14 protein-coding genes are annotated in these 12,611 nt (G+C 66.9%); 4 read left to right on the top strand and 10 right to left on the bottom strand.

The window, feature by feature from the left end:
• Positions 1-9: 9 nt before the first annotated feature.
• The 4 genes from KBA48_RS20800 to KBA48_RS20785 are packed head-to-tail and all read right to left on the bottom strand — an operon-like array spanning position 10 to position 3,696.
• A complete protein-coding gene (locus KBA48_RS20800; protein ID WP_292909946.1) occupies positions 10-1,155 on the bottom strand; it encodes an ABC transporter permease in 1,146 nt (381 codons plus the stop codon).
• A complete protein-coding gene (locus KBA48_RS20795; RefSeq protein WP_292909944.1) occupies positions 1,152-2,096 on the bottom strand; it encodes an ABC transporter ATP-binding protein in 945 nt (314 codons plus the stop codon). Before KBA48_RS20795 ends, KBA48_RS20800 begins: the two co-directional genes overlap by 4 nt.
• A complete protein-coding gene (locus KBA48_RS20790; RefSeq protein WP_292909942.1) occupies positions 2,093-3,046 on the bottom strand; it encodes an HlyD family efflux transporter periplasmic adaptor subunit in 954 nt (317 codons plus the stop codon). The genes KBA48_RS20795 and KBA48_RS20790 overlap by 4 nt, the downstream gene beginning before the upstream one ends.
• Complete coding sequence (locus tag KBA48_RS20785; protein WP_292909940.1) at positions 3,043-3,696, bottom strand: TetR/AcrR family transcriptional regulator; 654 nt, start codon at positions 3,694-3,696, stop codon at positions 3,043-3,045. Before KBA48_RS20785 ends, KBA48_RS20790 begins: the two co-directional genes overlap by 4 nt.
• Before the next feature lie 296 nt (positions 3,697-3,992).
• Between KBA48_RS20785 and KBA48_RS20780 the strand changes: the two genes are divergently transcribed.
• Positions 3,993-5,348: a globin-coupled sensor protein gene (locus KBA48_RS20780; RefSeq protein ID WP_292909938.1), complete on the top strand. Its 1,356-nt coding sequence runs from the start codon at positions 3,993-3,995 to the stop codon at positions 5,346-5,348.
• Positions 5,349-5,391: 43 nt separating this feature from the next.
• Here KBA48_RS20780 and KBA48_RS20775 read toward each other — a convergent pair whose 3' ends face one another.
• The 3 genes from KBA48_RS20775 to KBA48_RS20765 form a co-directional block, all read right to left on the bottom strand.
• The gene (locus KBA48_RS20775; RefSeq protein ID WP_292909936.1) at positions 5,392-6,132 is read right to left on the bottom strand and encodes a ThuA domain-containing protein; all 741 of its coding nucleotides are present in this window, start codon (positions 6,130-6,132) and stop codon (positions 5,392-5,394) included.
• A gap of 392 nt (positions 6,133-6,524) precedes the next feature.
• Positions 6,525-7,061 (bottom strand): VOC family protein, encoded by a 537-nt coding sequence (locus tag KBA48_RS20770; protein WP_292909934.1) that lies wholly within the window; start codon positions 7,059-7,061, stop codon positions 6,525-6,527.
• On the bottom strand, positions 7,058-7,573 hold the full coding sequence (locus KBA48_RS20765) for a MaoC/PaaZ C-terminal domain-containing protein (protein WP_292909932.1): 516 nt from the start codon (positions 7,571-7,573) through the stop codon (positions 7,058-7,060). The genes KBA48_RS20770 and KBA48_RS20765 overlap by 4 nt, the downstream gene beginning before the upstream one ends.
• Positions 7,574-7,739: 166 nt before the next feature.
• Between KBA48_RS20765 and KBA48_RS20760 the strand changes: the two genes are divergently transcribed.
• Together KBA48_RS20760 and KBA48_RS20755 are read left to right on the top strand one after the other, a co-directional pair.
• On the top strand, positions 7,740-8,057 hold the full coding sequence (locus tag KBA48_RS20760; RefSeq protein ID WP_292909930.1) for a 2Fe-2S iron-sulfur cluster-binding protein: 318 nt from the start codon (positions 7,740-7,742) through the stop codon (positions 8,055-8,057).
• Positions 8,058-8,234: 177 nt separating this feature from the next.
• The gene (locus KBA48_RS20755) at positions 8,235-8,993 is read left to right on the top strand and encodes an SDR family oxidoreductase (protein WP_292909928.1); all 759 of its coding nucleotides are present in this window, start codon (positions 8,235-8,237) and stop codon (positions 8,991-8,993) included.
• Positions 8,994-9,044: 51 nt separating this feature from the next.
• Here KBA48_RS20755 and KBA48_RS20750 read toward each other — a convergent pair whose 3' ends face one another.
• From KBA48_RS20750 to KBA48_RS20740, 3 genes are read right to left on the bottom strand one after another with little or no spacing between them, the layout of a single operon-like run.
• Positions 9,045-9,824: a LytTR family DNA-binding domain-containing protein gene (locus tag KBA48_RS20750; protein WP_292909926.1), complete on the bottom strand. Its 780-nt coding sequence runs from the start codon at positions 9,822-9,824 to the stop codon at positions 9,045-9,047.
• Positions 9,821-10,906 carry a sensor histidine kinase gene (locus KBA48_RS20745; protein WP_292909924.1) on the bottom strand — a complete coding sequence of 362 codons (1,086 nt, stop codon included), beginning with the start codon at positions 10,904-10,906 and terminating at the stop codon, positions 9,821-9,823. The genes KBA48_RS20750 and KBA48_RS20745 overlap by 4 nt, the downstream gene beginning before the upstream one ends.
• Positions 10,907-10,935: 29 nt before the next feature.
• On the bottom strand, positions 10,936-11,760 hold the full coding sequence (locus KBA48_RS20740) for a DUF2306 domain-containing protein (protein WP_292909922.1): 825 nt from the start codon (positions 11,758-11,760) through the stop codon (positions 10,936-10,938).
• A gap of 262 nt (positions 11,761-12,022) precedes the next feature.
• Here KBA48_RS20740 and KBA48_RS20735 point away from each other — a divergent pair, with 262 nt between their 5' ends.
• On the top strand, positions 12,023-12,523 hold the full coding sequence (locus tag KBA48_RS20735; protein WP_292909920.1) for an SspB family protein: 501 nt from the start codon (positions 12,023-12,025) through the stop codon (positions 12,521-12,523).
• The last annotated feature ends 88 nt before the right edge of the window (positions 12,524-12,611 follow it).

Raw genomic sequence — 12,611 nt, 5'->3', positions numbered from 1 at the left:
CCCTTTGTATCAATCCAGCGTCTGGCGGTAGCGTTTGACGGCCAGCACCGACACGGCCAGCAGGAAGGCCGCCATGGGCCACAGGTCGGGCCAGACCTGGGGGAAGCTGCTGCCTTTCAGCATCACCCCGCGCACGACCCGCAGGAAATGGGTCAGCGGCAGCACCTCCCCCACCATCTGCGCCCATGCGGGCATGCCCCGGAACGGGAACATGAAGCCCGACATCAGGATCGAGGGCAGGAAGAAGAAAAAGCTCATCTGCATGGCCTGAAGCTGGTTGCGGGCGAGCGTGGAGAACAGGAAACCGACGGCCAGATTGGCGGTGATGAACACCATCAGGCCACAGGCCAGCGCCAGCGGATTGCCCAGCATGGGCACGCCGAACAGCAGGCGGGCCGCCACCATGATCACCGTCACCTGCACGCCGCCGACCAGGATGAAGGGCGCCAGCTTGCCCAGCATCACCTCCGTCGGCCGCACCGGCATGGCCAGCAGGTTTTCCATGGTCCCGCGCTCCCGCTCCCGCGTGACGGCCAGCGCGGTCATGATGATCATGGTCATGGTCAGGATGGTGCCCATCAGGCCCGGCACGATATTGTGCTGGGTCAGGCCCTCCGGGTTGTAGCGGCGATGCACGCGCAGCTCCACGGGGCCGGGAACGGGCGCCAGCCCCGCCAGCGGCCCCGTCAGGGTGGCCGTCATGACGCTGTCGATGATCCGTTGCAAGGCACCCACCGCATTGCCCGTGGCCGCCGGATCGGTGGCGTCCGCCATGACCAGCAGGGCGGGCCGTTCGCCGCGCAGCAGGTCGGTGCCGAAGCCGGTGGGGATTTCCACCACGAACTGCACCTTGCCCTGATCCAGCAGCAGGTCGGCCTGTTCCGGGCTGTCCAGGGTGCGGGCCAGTTCGAAATAATTGCTGGTCTGCAGGGCCGACACGATGGCGCGGCTGAACTCGCTGTTGTCCTGGGACAGCACGGCCGTGGGCAGATGCTTGGGATCGGCATTGATGGCAAAGCCGAACAGGGTCAACTGGATCAGCGGGATGCCGACCATCATGGCGAAGGTCAGGCGGTCGCGCTTCATCTGGATGAATTCCTTGATGACCAGCGCCACCAGACGGGCGGGCGAAAAGCGGGGGGAGAGGTCGGTCATGAGGCCCCCGTGGGCTGGAAATTATCGGGCGTGGTGCCCATCAGATGAATGAACGCATCCTCCAGCGTCGGGTCGCCACGCCGCCAGTCCAGGCCATCCTGCCCCTGCCACGGCGCCACGGCCGCATCCAGGGCGGCGGGGTCCGGCCCGCTGACATGCAGGTTGTTGCCGAACGGCGCCACCATGCTGACCCCGGTCCGGCCCGACAGGTCGCGCGCCAGCGCCGCGATGCGCGCCGGCGGCCCGCCCACATGCCAGGTGGTCAGGCCCGACCCCGCCACCACCTCCTCCACGGTGCCATCGGCCAGCAGCTTGCCATAGGCCAGATAGGCGATGCGGTGGCAGCGCTCCGCCTCGTCCATGTAATGGGTGCTGACCAGCACCGTCATGCCCTCCGCCGCCAGGGCGTGGATCTCGTCCCAGAATTCACGCCGCGCCTTGGGGTCCACGCCGGCCGTCGGCTCGTCCAGCAGCAGCAGGGCCGGGTCGTGCAGGATACAGGCGGCCAGCGCCAGCCGCTGTTTCCAGCCGCCCGACAGGGTGCCCGCCAACTGATCCTTGCGGTGGGCCAGGCCCAGCCGGTCCAGCGCCGCCGCCACACGGGCGGGCCGGTCGGCCAGCGCATAGAGACGGGCCACAAAATCCAGGTTCTCCCGGATCGTCAGATCCTCATAGAGGCTGAATTTCTGGGTCATGTAGCCGACACGCTGTTTGATGGCCCAGGCATCGCGGCGGATATCGAAGCCTAAGCAGGTGCCTTCCCCCGCATCGGGCACCAGCAGGCCGCACAGCATGCGGATGGTGGTGGTCTTGCCGCTGCCATTGGGGCCCAGGAAGCCGTGGATCCGGCCCTTTGCCACCCGCAGATCGACATGGTCCACCACCACCCGCTCCCCGAACCGCTTGGTCAGGCCCCGCACGTCGATGGCGATATCACTCATGGCGCCGGCTCCGCCGATACGGGCTGACCGGGCGACAGGGCGGCGGGATCGGGGTCCAGCGCCGCCTCCACCCGGAAGACCAGCTTGGCATTGGTGTCGCGGCTATAGATCACGGGCGGGGTATATTCGGCGTCGGATGCGATGCGGGTGATGCGGGCGGTCAGGCCGGGCTTGCAGCCGTCACAGGTGACGTTGAGCCGCCCGCCCGGCGACAGGGCGGACCGGCGGGCCTGGGGCACGAACAGCACCAGCTTCACATGGCCCGGCGGCAGCAGGCTGACCACCACGCCGCCCGCCGGCACCCATTCACCGGGGCGGCGCACGATGTCATCGACCATGGCGTCGGCCGGGCTGTCGACATGGCGCTGCGACAGGCGCCATTCGGCCTGGGCCATGCTGGCCTTCGCGGCGGCGACCGCCGCCTCTGCCGCGGCCACCTGATCGGGGCGGGCGGGCAGCCGGGCGGTGGCCAGTTGTGCCTTCACCTGTTCCAGCCGGGCCGTCGCCTGTGACGCCGCCGCCTGCGCCTGTTCCAGGCGGGCGCGGGCCGTGACACTGTCGGCGGCCAGCGATTTCTGCCGCTCCAGATCCTGCCGCGCCAGTTTCAGGGCGGCGTCGGCCTCCCGCCGCTGTGCCTCCACGGCCGCGATCTCCTCCGCCCGCGCGCCCAGCCGGCGGTCGGCCAGCGCCGCCTCCGCCTGGGCCAGCCCGGCCCGCGCCTCGGCCAGGGCGGCCGTTGCGGCGGTGTCGTCCAGGGTGAACAGGCGCTGGCCCTTGGTAACCCGCGCGCCTTCCGCCACGGGCACCGCGCCGATCCAGGCGGCCTCCGGCGCGGCGATGCGCAGGTAATCCCCCTCCACATAGCCCTGGAACGGCCCCTGGTCGGGCGCCGGGCCACAGGCGGACAGAAGCGGCAGGATCAGGGCCAGGGTCAGAATGGATCGCATCATGCGGCACCTCCCATGCCGGGTTCAGCCTGTATCGACCGCAAAAAAAGCTCGGCATGGGTGGAGAGCAGCGTGTCGACCGACAGGGGCTGTTCCTCCACCGCCGCAAAACTGGTGCGCCAGATGGCGGCCAGCAGGACGGGCGCCATGAACAGGCGGGCGGTGATTTCCGGGTCCGCCATGGGCCGGAATTCCCCCGCCGCAATGCCATCGCGCAGGATGCCGCCCAGAAGGCGAAGGCCGCGTTCAACCACCTCTTTTCGGTAGAAACGCGCCATATCGGGGAAGTTTCCGGCCTCTGCCATCACCAGCTTGGGAATGGCGACCAGACACGGATTGCCGACCACCAGCGACACCCCGGCCAGGATGGCGCGCAGCCGGTCGGCCGCACCGGCACCCGGCATGCGGGCCCCCGCCTCCATCGCTTCCAGCCGGGGCAGGATATTCTCGCGCACCAGCGCCTCGAACACCGCCTCCTTGGACGGAAAATACAGATAAAACGTACCCTTTGCGACGCCGGCCCGGCGGGCGATCTCTTCCATCCGCGTGGCGGCAAAGCCCTTTTCGGCAAAACAATCCAGGGCGGCAGCCAGCAATTCACCGGGCCGCGCCTGTTTGCGGCGTGTCCGGACGGGCGGGATCGTGTCTTCCATGGGCGCCTTAATGACTGAATGGTCAGTTATTAAGGCGCGTGTATCTGGCGTCTGTCAAGGGCGGCTGCCGCTTCACACGGGAACGGCGCCCGTCCGCGCTGCGGGCAGCCAGACCGAACCCAATAGGCATCCAGCATGAATGCTATCGATATCGGTAAAAAACCGGGCTTGTACTTAGCAACTTTTGTCGTGTATGCCACGATTCATTGTACCAATCGTTCAGATCTAAATTGATTTAATTTTTTATTAATCTTCATCGATCAAACGGGTGCAAGAACTGAGGAGGGGCCTTTGTGATGGAAAATACCACCGCGGAACGGGAAGAACGCCTGGCCTTTGTTGGCATCGATGCCGAGGTGCGCGCCACGCTGGCTGCGGCACGGCCCCGAATCGCCGCTGCCCTGCCGGCCATCATTGACGCCTTCTATGCCGATCTGAAGCGCTGGCCGGCGATGGTGAAGATGTTCCGCACCGATGCCGTGATGCGCCATGCCCGCGAGCGGCAGTTGGAACATTGGCTGAACCTGTTCTCCGGCCGGTTCGACGAGGCCTATTTCACCAGTGTGAAGGCCATCGGCCGCGTGCATTCGGTTCTGGGGCTGGAGCCGCGCTGGTATATGGGCGGCTATGCCACCACCCTGTCGCGCCTGTACAAGGTGCTGGTGACCGGGTCGGGCAGCCGCTGGCGCCCGGCGGAGGCCGAGGCACGGCTGGCCGACACGATGCGGGCGGTCAATCTGGCCGTGATGCTGGATATGGATCTGGTCATTTCCGTCTATCTGGAAGAGAACGCCGCCCGGCATGACAAGCGCCTGGCCGAGATGGCGGCACAGCTTGACGCCCATGTCCGCCACATGGTGGACGGCGTGGCCCAGGCGGCCGAACAGCTTGACGACAGCGCCCGCCAGATGCGCCAGTCGGTGGTGGCAACCACTGATCTGGCCCGGTCGGCCCATGATGCGGCCGACCGCGCCGCCGACAATGTGTCCAGCGTGGCGTCGGCGTCGGAGGAACTGTCCGCCTCCATCGGGGAGATCGTGTCCCAGGTCGGGCGCTCCACCGCCGTTGCCCGCGACGCGGTGGTCGAGGCGGGCAATGCCGACACCACCATCGGCGCCCTGGCCGAGGCGGCGGGCCGCATCAATCAGGTGGTCGACCTGATCGCCGACATTGCCGAACAGACCAACCTTCTGGCCCTGAACGCCACCATCGAGGCGGCACGGGCCGGAGAGGCCGGCAAGGGCTTTGCCGTGGTCGCGGGTGAGGTGAAGCAACTGGCCAACCAGACGGCCCGCGCCACCGAGGATATCGCCCGCCAGGTGTCGGAGATGCAGTCCCGCATGGGCAAGGCGGTGGAGGCCATCGCCACCATCGACCGCACCATCCGCGAAATGGACCAGATTTCCGGCGCCATCGCGGCGGCCGTGGAACAGCAAGGCGCCGCCACGTCGGAGATCGCCCGCAATGTGCAGATGGCCGCCATGGCCACGGCGGAAGTGGGGGAAAGTGTCTCCGGCGTTGCGGGGGCGGCCGATACGGTGGGGGCCGCCGCCGGGGAGGTGGGCACCGCGTCCGCCGGCCTGTCGCAGCAGGCGGAAGGCCTGCGCCGGGGGTTCGACGCCTTCATCGTGGAAATGAAGGCGGCCCGGTAGGGCGGGGCGGCCAGGGCTGTTTCCGGTTGACCGGAAACACGCTCTAGGCGCCGGGCAGTCCCCAGCGGATGCCCCGGCGCAGCAGCTCGTAATAGACCGGGTGGGACCAGGCGCCGCGTTCCACGAAGGGATAGAAATCGGCCAGCGGCCGCAGGTCGAAGCGGCCCCGGCAATGGCCAAGCGTCAGGTACAGCACCTGCCCGCCATGGCTGGGGCGGGTATACAGGACCAGATGGTCCTGCTCGGGCCAGTTATCCCGCACAAATTCCGGCGTGGCGCCCGCAAAACGGGTGGTCAGCAGGGCGTGGTTGCCGGGGTGGAAGTCGCACAGATACTGTTCATCCTCGACAAAGAAATCCCGCAGGCCCCGCGTCAGGTCATGGTCCTTGTCGGCCACCTTCACCTTGAACCGGCCGATGGGGGGATGGGCCTGGAATTGACTGCCCAACATCTCCATGAAGTCGGGCGCGCAGTCGGGGCAGTCGACCTTGCCGCCCTCCAGAAAATTCAGGATGGAATTGGTGCCGTGCAGGGCGAACCAGCGCCGGCCCCGGCCCAGGAAATCCCGCAGCGCCGCCACCCCGTCGGCATCCGGCACGATGTCACAGGTATAGGTGATCAGCATGTCGGCGGCGCGGATGGCGGCCCCGTTGGCGTAATCGTTCAGCACGGTCACGCGCACCGTCTCATGCTCGGCCAGCAGCTTCAGCAGCTCCAGCCGGGCAAAGTCGATATCGTGATATTTGCCGCCGGCGATCAGGCAGACATCGATGCGTCTGGACATGGTTTCCCTCCCGCTCCCTTAGAGCGTCATCCTTCTGACTGAAATCCCGCTTTTCTTCGTCATCCCGGCTTTCGCCCATAGGCGCCAAGATAAATGTTTGACGGCTTCGATATCCCCCTTCTCTTCCGTCATCCCCACGAAAGTGGGGACCCAGCGTAAGGCGCGGTTAGCGCCGATATGAGTCATATCGCGGCTATCGCCGCTCTCGCTGGGTTCCCGCTTTCGCGGGAATGACGGGAAAAACAGCCTGATCCGTCATCGTCTAGATCTTAACTTAGCGCCTATGGGCGAAGGCCGGGATGACGGATGGAGCAAACCAATTCCACACCAACCGTCTAGCTTAACGCCTATAGGTCAGCTGGGGCGGCAGTATGAATGAACCAGCCTCCCGCTCACCCAGCCGCGCGCGGACGGCGGATCGGGTCGCTGCCGTCCCAGTTCTGGCTGGCCGCCCGGACCTTGGCGAAGAATTTCATCAAAGGCGGCGTCGCCTCGAACAATTCCACCATGGTGCCGGGGAAATCGCCCTGATTGTCGAAATAGGCAAAGCCGGTGCCGGCGCGGGTGCGGCCCCCCTGCGCCACCGTCAGGCCGTGCGCCGTGGCACGGGCCAGGTCGGTGGCGTAATCGCCGGTGGCGACGCCGACATGGTGCAGCCCGGCCCGCCCCGCATCCAGGAATTCCTTATAGACACTGGGCGCGTCGTTCAGTTGTTGCACCAGTTCGATCTGCAAATCCCCGCTATAGGCCGTGGCCACCGCCATCTGGATATCAACGGCCTGCCCGCGAAACAGGGTTTCGGCAAAATCCACGCGCGGCAGCACATAGAAGGGGCCGACGCCCAGCACCTCCACCCAATGGCGCATCGCGGCTTCCAGGTCGCGGACCACATAGCCGTTCTGCATGATGGGACCGACAAACCGGCTCATGCCGCATCTCCTTGCGTCGGGAAACTGCGCGAGGGAGAGGGCACGGGATCGGGCGCCGGGCTGCCGGTGGCGCGCAGCCGCACGAAGGAGGTGCTGTCGAAGCGGATCACCACCTCCCCCTGTTGGTTCAGCAACTCGTGATGGAGGGTGACGATGCCGGCATCGACGCGCTTGCCCGATGGCCGTTTGGACAGGACGACGGAGGTGGCGTGTACCACATCGCCGGGGCGCAGCGGGGCGGCCCAGCGGACATTGTCCCAGGCGATGCCGCAGACCCAGGCGATATCGCCATTTTCCTCATGATCCAGCACGCGCCACAGGGCACAGTTATAAAGCCCGCTGGCAATCAGTTCGCCAAACGGCGACTGCGCCGCCATGGCGGCATCGGTGTGGAAATATTGCGGGTCATACCGCACGGCGAATTCCGTCATCGCCGCTGCGGTCACGGGAAAGGCCCGGCTTTGCGTGCGTTCCCCGATCACGATATCTTCCCAGAACCGCCAGCCGGCCATGGAAGCCCCTCCCCCGTCTTTTTGTTGCCTCAGCCGCCGGGCGCCGAAATCCGCTGGTTTCACCCTTCTCCCGGCGTCTTGTATCAATATGGGCAAAATCCTGTATGCATGTCGATGGAAAATGTATATTTTAAGCAGCAACAACGAAAATCATCCGGGAGGACCCATGCCGACCATCATCGCCGTCGATCGGGACGGCCATGAACACAGGCTTGCCGTCGATAGTGGCCTGTCACTGATGGAAGTGCTGCGCGACAATGACATGGATGTGATGGCCATCTGCGGCGGCTGCTGTTCGTGCGCCACCTGTCATGTCTATGTCGACGGCGACTGGCTGGCGGCCCTGGACCCGCAGGCGCCAGACGAACGCGAACTGGTGCAGGACAGCCCGCATTTCCGCGACGGCCCTTCGCGCCTGTCCTGCCAGATCCGGGTGACGGACGGGCTGGACGGGTTGCGCGTGACGCTGGCGCCGGAGGATTGAGGCGGGCTTGCCCTCACCTTTACCCTCCCACCTTCGCGCGCGAGGGGCGGTAAGGGGTGCGGCTGACGTGTTTTTGCCCCTCGCCCGCGTGAGCGGGAGAGGGAGGGGCCCGCCGTGAAACGGTGGGAGGGTGAGGGAACCACGCCCCCCACAACCACAAAACCAAGGGAGGACATCATGGGTCGTGTCGCGGGCAAGGTGTGCCTGGTCACCGGGGCGTCGATGGGGCTGGGCCGGGCGGATGCGCTGGCGCTGGCGCGTGAAGGGGCGGCCGTCGTGCTGGCCGATGTGGCGGCCGATGCCGGTGAACAGGCGGCGACGGAGATCCGGGCCGAAACCGGGGCCGATGTGATCTTTATCCGTCATGACGTGACCAGCGAGGAAAGCTGGGCCGCCACCATGGCCGCGATCGAGGAACGGTTCGGCCGCCTGGACGTGCTGGTCAACAATGCCGGCACCGTGGTGGTGGAAACGGTGGAGACCACGACCCTTGAACAGTTCCGCAAGGTCAATGCCGTCAGCGCGGAAGGCACCTTCCTGGGCTGCAAGCATGCCATCGGCCTGATGAAGCGCCATGGCGGCGGCAGCATCGTCAATATGTGCTCCGTCGCCACGCATCTGGGCTATCCGGTGTTTTTCGCCTATTCGGCGGCCAAGGGGGCCGTGCGCGGGATGAGCAAGTCCATCGCCATCCATTGCCAGATGAACGGCTATAATATCCGCGTCAACACCATCCATCCCGGCGCCATGGACACGCCCATGGTGCGCGCCGCCAACATCGCCCTGTTCGGCAGCGCGGAGGAGGCAAAAAAACACCTGCCCCCCATCGGCAGCCCCGAAGATGTGGCCTCCATGGTCGTCTATCTGGCCAGCGATGAAAGCCGGTTCGTGAACGGGGCGGAACTGATCATCGACAATGCGGTGACGATAAGCTGACACCGCGACGGCCGGGGCGGACACTATCGGCCCGGAATTTTGACCGGGGCATCACATGCCCCGGAACCGGGGCAGCCAGGCCCGGCTGACGGGAATGGTTTCCGCCCGGTTCTTCAGGTGGATGGTGCCCGTGTCATTCTCCGTCCGCACCACATGGCTGACGGCGCGCAGGGCCACGATGGCGCCGCGATGCACCTGGGTGAACTGATCGGGGTCAAGCTGTTCGGCCAGATCCTTGATGGGGGTGCGGATGACCGCTTCCTGCGGGATTCCGTCCGCCCCGCGCCAGCCGACATGGGTGTATTTGTCGCCGGCCAGCAGGAACTCCACCTCCTCCACCGCGATCATGCGCACAACCGGGCCGGTGGAGGCGCGCAGCCAGGACAGGCGCGGCGCCGCGGGGGCCGGGCGCAACTGCGCGGCAAGCCGTGCCAGCAGGTCGTCGGCCACCAGGGACGGCTGGTCCAGGCGCAGCCGCGTCTGCAGCCGTTCCACCGTATCGGCCAGCCGTTCGGCGGCCACCGGCTTCACCAGATAATCCAGCGCGCCCTGGGTGAACGCCTCCACCGCGTACTGGTCGAAGGCGGTGACAAAGACCAGATGCGCCCGCCGGCCGATCAGGCGTGCCGCCTCCACCCCCGTCATGCCGGGCATCTGCACATCCAGGAAACAGATGGCGGGCCGGTGCCTCTCGAACAGGTCCACGGCCTGACGGCCGTTGCGGGCCTCGGCCACCACCGCCAGATCCGGCCAGGCGGCGGAAAGCTGCCGGATCAGCGTGTCGCGCAGCAGCGGTTCATCCTCTGCCACCAGGGCGGTGGGGCGGGTCATGCCGGCACCGCCGTCACGGGCCAGACAAGGCAGGCGCTGACCCCGCCCGTCTCCCGCTCCACCAGCGACAGGCCGGCGCGGGGGCCGAAGGTCAGCGCCAGACGCTGGCGCAGGGTGGACAGGCCGGTCCCCAGGCCCCCCGTGCCGGGGCGCAGGCCCAGGCCGCCATCCTCCACCCGCACCCGGCACATGCCGTCGGTCACGTCCACCGCCACCTGAATATCACCGCCCTCCTCCGCCGGGTCGATGCCGTGGCGCACGGCATTTTCCACCAGGGTCAGCACGGCCATGGGTGGACAGGGCAGCGTGCCGGTGCCCGGTGCGGCATCGATGCGGAAGGACAGGCGGTCGGGCATGCGCATCTGCATGATGTCCAGATAGGCCCCCACCAGGGCCAGTTCATCCGCCATGGTGGCGGCCCCGCCGGTCAGGCGCGGCACGGCGGCGCGCAGATAGGCGATCAGGCTGTCCAGCACGGGAAGGGCGCGCGGCGATCCCGTTTCCACCAGGGCGCGGACATTGGCCAGGGTGTTGAACAGGAAATGCGGCTGCACCTGTGCCTGCATCAGCGCCAGGCGGGCATCGGCGGCGCTTCGCTCCAGCTCGCTGCGTTCCAGGGCGAAGGACAGGGCCTGGGTGCGGGCCAGCGCCTCCTTCTGGCGCACCAGCGCGCCAAGCGCCAGCCAGGGGGCGATCAGCAGGCCCAGGAAGATCATCAGCGCCAGACCTTCCAGCCGTTCCTTGTCCTGCCACAGGGGCTGGGCACCGGGGCGGCTGGACAGGCCATAGATGACGGTCATGGTGGGCGGCACGGTCAGGGCCACGGCCAGCACCTGCACCACCCAGCGCGCGATCCAGCGCGGCAGACGGCGGGGAAACCGTTCCCAGAAGCCGAAGGCCAGCACACACATCAGGCAGACAATGAACATGCAGAGCAGCAGCCCGGCCTTGTTCGCCTTCCAGACGGGCAGCAGCGGCAGCGAAAACACAACCGCCAGCAGCCCCGCCGCCCGCAGCCGGCGCCAATGGATGACGGCCAGCAACCGCTGCCCGATACTGCCCGCCGTCGCGTCCGGTGCCATTGCCCTTTCCATCCGCCCGTCCCTGTCCGTCACAGCCGGGGCAGCCACATGCCCATGACGGCGCCAAGGATACCACCCGCCGTCAGCAGCGCCAGCACCGTCAGCAATCCGGCCACGCCCAGCCGCATCACCGACCCGCCCCGGTCCATGGCGCGGAAATAGAGTTCCAGCACGGCCAGCGGCAGCAGGAACTGTGCGAAGGACAGGGTTTCCGGCAGGGGACCGGAGAAGGTCTGCGGATCGAAGCCGACAGGCGCCCGGAAGATCAGCATCCACAGCATGAACATGATGCGGAAGAACCAGACCCCGCTGACGGCCAGGAACAGGCGCAGGGCCCAGCGGCGATGCGCATCGAACCGCCGCTGCCGGGCCCGCATCCACGCCATGCCGGCACAGGCCAGGATGACCAGGCCGTTCAGGCTGATCCCGACATGCATCAGGGTGCTGCCCACCGTGCCGCGCAGCAGGATCAGCGCGATGCCGCCGACCGACAGGATGGCGGCGGCCAGCATGTAGGTGCGCCCCAGCCAGCGGTGGAGGGCCGGCCGGTGCCGCCGCAGCGCCGGCCAGAGCTGTGCGGCACCGCCCACGATAATGATGACGGCGAACAGCATGTGCAGCGCGTAAAGCCCGTTGGTCAGGATCTCTCCCGGTATCTGCCCTTGCACCGGCCCGCCGCGCAGGCCCCGGCCCGTCAGCCATTCCCGCCCATGCGTGGCGGTGACATAAAGGGCGAAGATCATCTGCCCGGTCAGCGCCACCAGCAGCCAGGACAGACCGGCACGGCCCAGCCAGCGGCGGGCCGATGCGGAATGCGGGGGTTCGGTGTCAGGCAGGGGCGCGGTCGGCACCATGGGGTTCCTCCATCTGGGTGTCGGGTCATGCTGCCCGGCCCGGCGGATGGATGGGGGTGGGATGCGATGGATGGCGGATAGGGCCGATGGATGGCCGTTGCCCCCGGCGCCGCCCCGCGCATGGTCCCCATTCCCGCATGGCTGTACACGGGAACCCTGACATTTGCGCCCGAGGCTTGATTATCCGCCCGTAATAGGCTTGTCTGGGCCCAATGGGGGACGGATGGGTCCGTCGCGTTCGATGCCAGGGGTTCGCGTACCGATGTCTGAGGAAATGCTCCGCTATGACCGCATGGTCGAGGCCGCCAAGCGCGGTGTCGTCAGACAGGCCCTGCGTGAGGTTCTGAGCCGTGGCGGACAGTTGCCCGGCGAACATCATTTCTACATCACCTTCCGCACCGATGCGGAAGGTGTGGATATTCCCGATTATCTCCGCGCCAAGTACCCGACGGAGATGACGATCGTTCTGCAGTATCAGTTCTATGATCTGACGGTGGAGAACGACAAATTCTCCGTCACCCTGTCCTTTGGCGGCGTGCTGCGCCGTCTGGTGATCCCCTTCATCCACATCATCACCTTCGCCGATCCGTCGGTGAATTTTGTCTTGCAGTTCCAGCCCGACGACCTGCCCGACCTGCTGGTCGACGAGGAGGAATCGGAGGGGGAGCCGGAAAACGCCCCCGTGGCCAGCGACGAGCCGGGCGATGATCAGCCCAAGCCCACGGGCACCGTCGTCGCCCTGGACGCGTTCCGCAAGAAGTAAGGCGCATGGCCCATGCGTCCTGGCATTTAGCTGTTCCCTCAGGCGCCGGGCGCTGCCTCCGGCAGCTTGGCTCACGCAGGCCTGTGCC

The sequence above is a fragment of the Niveispirillum sp. genome (genome assembly GCF_017996735.1).
Taxonomy (GTDB): Bacteria; Pseudomonadota; Alphaproteobacteria; order Azospirillales; family Azospirillaceae; genus Niveispirillum.
The sequence above is the reverse complement of the archived record's forward strand: the minus strand, read 5'-3'. Positions and strand labels throughout refer to the sequence as shown.

What these genes read in the sequence shown, in the direction of transcription:
- KBA48_RS20800 (WP_292909946.1), bottom strand. Translation starts at nt 1,155, where the DNA reads ATGACCGACCTCTCCCCCCGCTTTTCGCCCGCCCGTCTGGTGGCGCTG.
- KBA48_RS20765 (WP_292909932.1), bottom strand. Translation starts at nt 7,573, where the DNA reads ATGGCCGGCTGGCGGTTCTGGGAAGATATCGTGATCGGGGAACGCACG.
- KBA48_RS20740 (WP_292909922.1), bottom strand. Translation starts at nt 11,760, where the DNA reads ATGGTGCCGACCGCGCCCCTGCCTGACACCGAACCCCCGCATTCCGCA.
- KBA48_RS20755 (WP_292909928.1), top strand. Translation starts at nt 8,235, where the DNA reads ATGGGTCGTGTCGCGGGCAAGGTGTGCCTGGTCACCGGGGCGTCGATG.
- KBA48_RS20745 (WP_292909924.1), bottom strand. Translation starts at nt 10,906, where the DNA reads ATGGCACCGGACGCGACGGCGGGCAGTATCGGGCAGCGGTTGCTGGCC.
- KBA48_RS20750 (WP_292909926.1), bottom strand. Translation starts at nt 9,824, where the DNA reads ATGACCCGCCCCACCGCCCTGGTGGCAGAGGATGAACCGCTGCTGCGC.
- KBA48_RS20790 (WP_292909942.1), bottom strand. Translation starts at nt 3,046, where the DNA reads ATGATGCGATCCATTCTGACCCTGGCCCTGATCCTGCCGCTTCTGTCC.
- KBA48_RS20780 (WP_292909938.1), top strand. Translation starts at nt 3,993, where the DNA reads ATGGAAAATACCACCGCGGAACGGGAAGAACGCCTGGCCTTTGTTGGC.
- KBA48_RS20775 (WP_292909936.1), bottom strand. Translation starts at nt 6,132, where the DNA reads ATGTCCAGACGCATCGATGTCTGCCTGATCGCCGGCGGCAAATATCAC.
- KBA48_RS20795 (WP_292909944.1), bottom strand. Translation starts at nt 2,096, where the DNA reads ATGAGTGATATCGCCATCGACGTGCGGGGCCTGACCAAGCGGTTCGGG.
- KBA48_RS20760 (WP_292909930.1), top strand. Translation starts at nt 7,740, where the DNA reads ATGCCGACCATCATCGCCGTCGATCGGGACGGCCATGAACACAGGCTT.
- KBA48_RS20735 (WP_292909920.1), top strand. Translation starts at nt 12,023, where the DNA reads ATGTCTGAGGAAATGCTCCGCTATGACCGCATGGTCGAGGCCGCCAAG.
- KBA48_RS20770 (WP_292909934.1), bottom strand. Translation starts at nt 7,061, where the DNA reads ATGAGCCGGTTTGTCGGTCCCATCATGCAGAACGGCTATGTGGTCCGC.
- KBA48_RS20785 (WP_292909940.1), bottom strand. Translation starts at nt 3,696, where the DNA reads ATGGAAGACACGATCCCGCCCGTCCGGACACGCCGCAAACAGGCGCGG.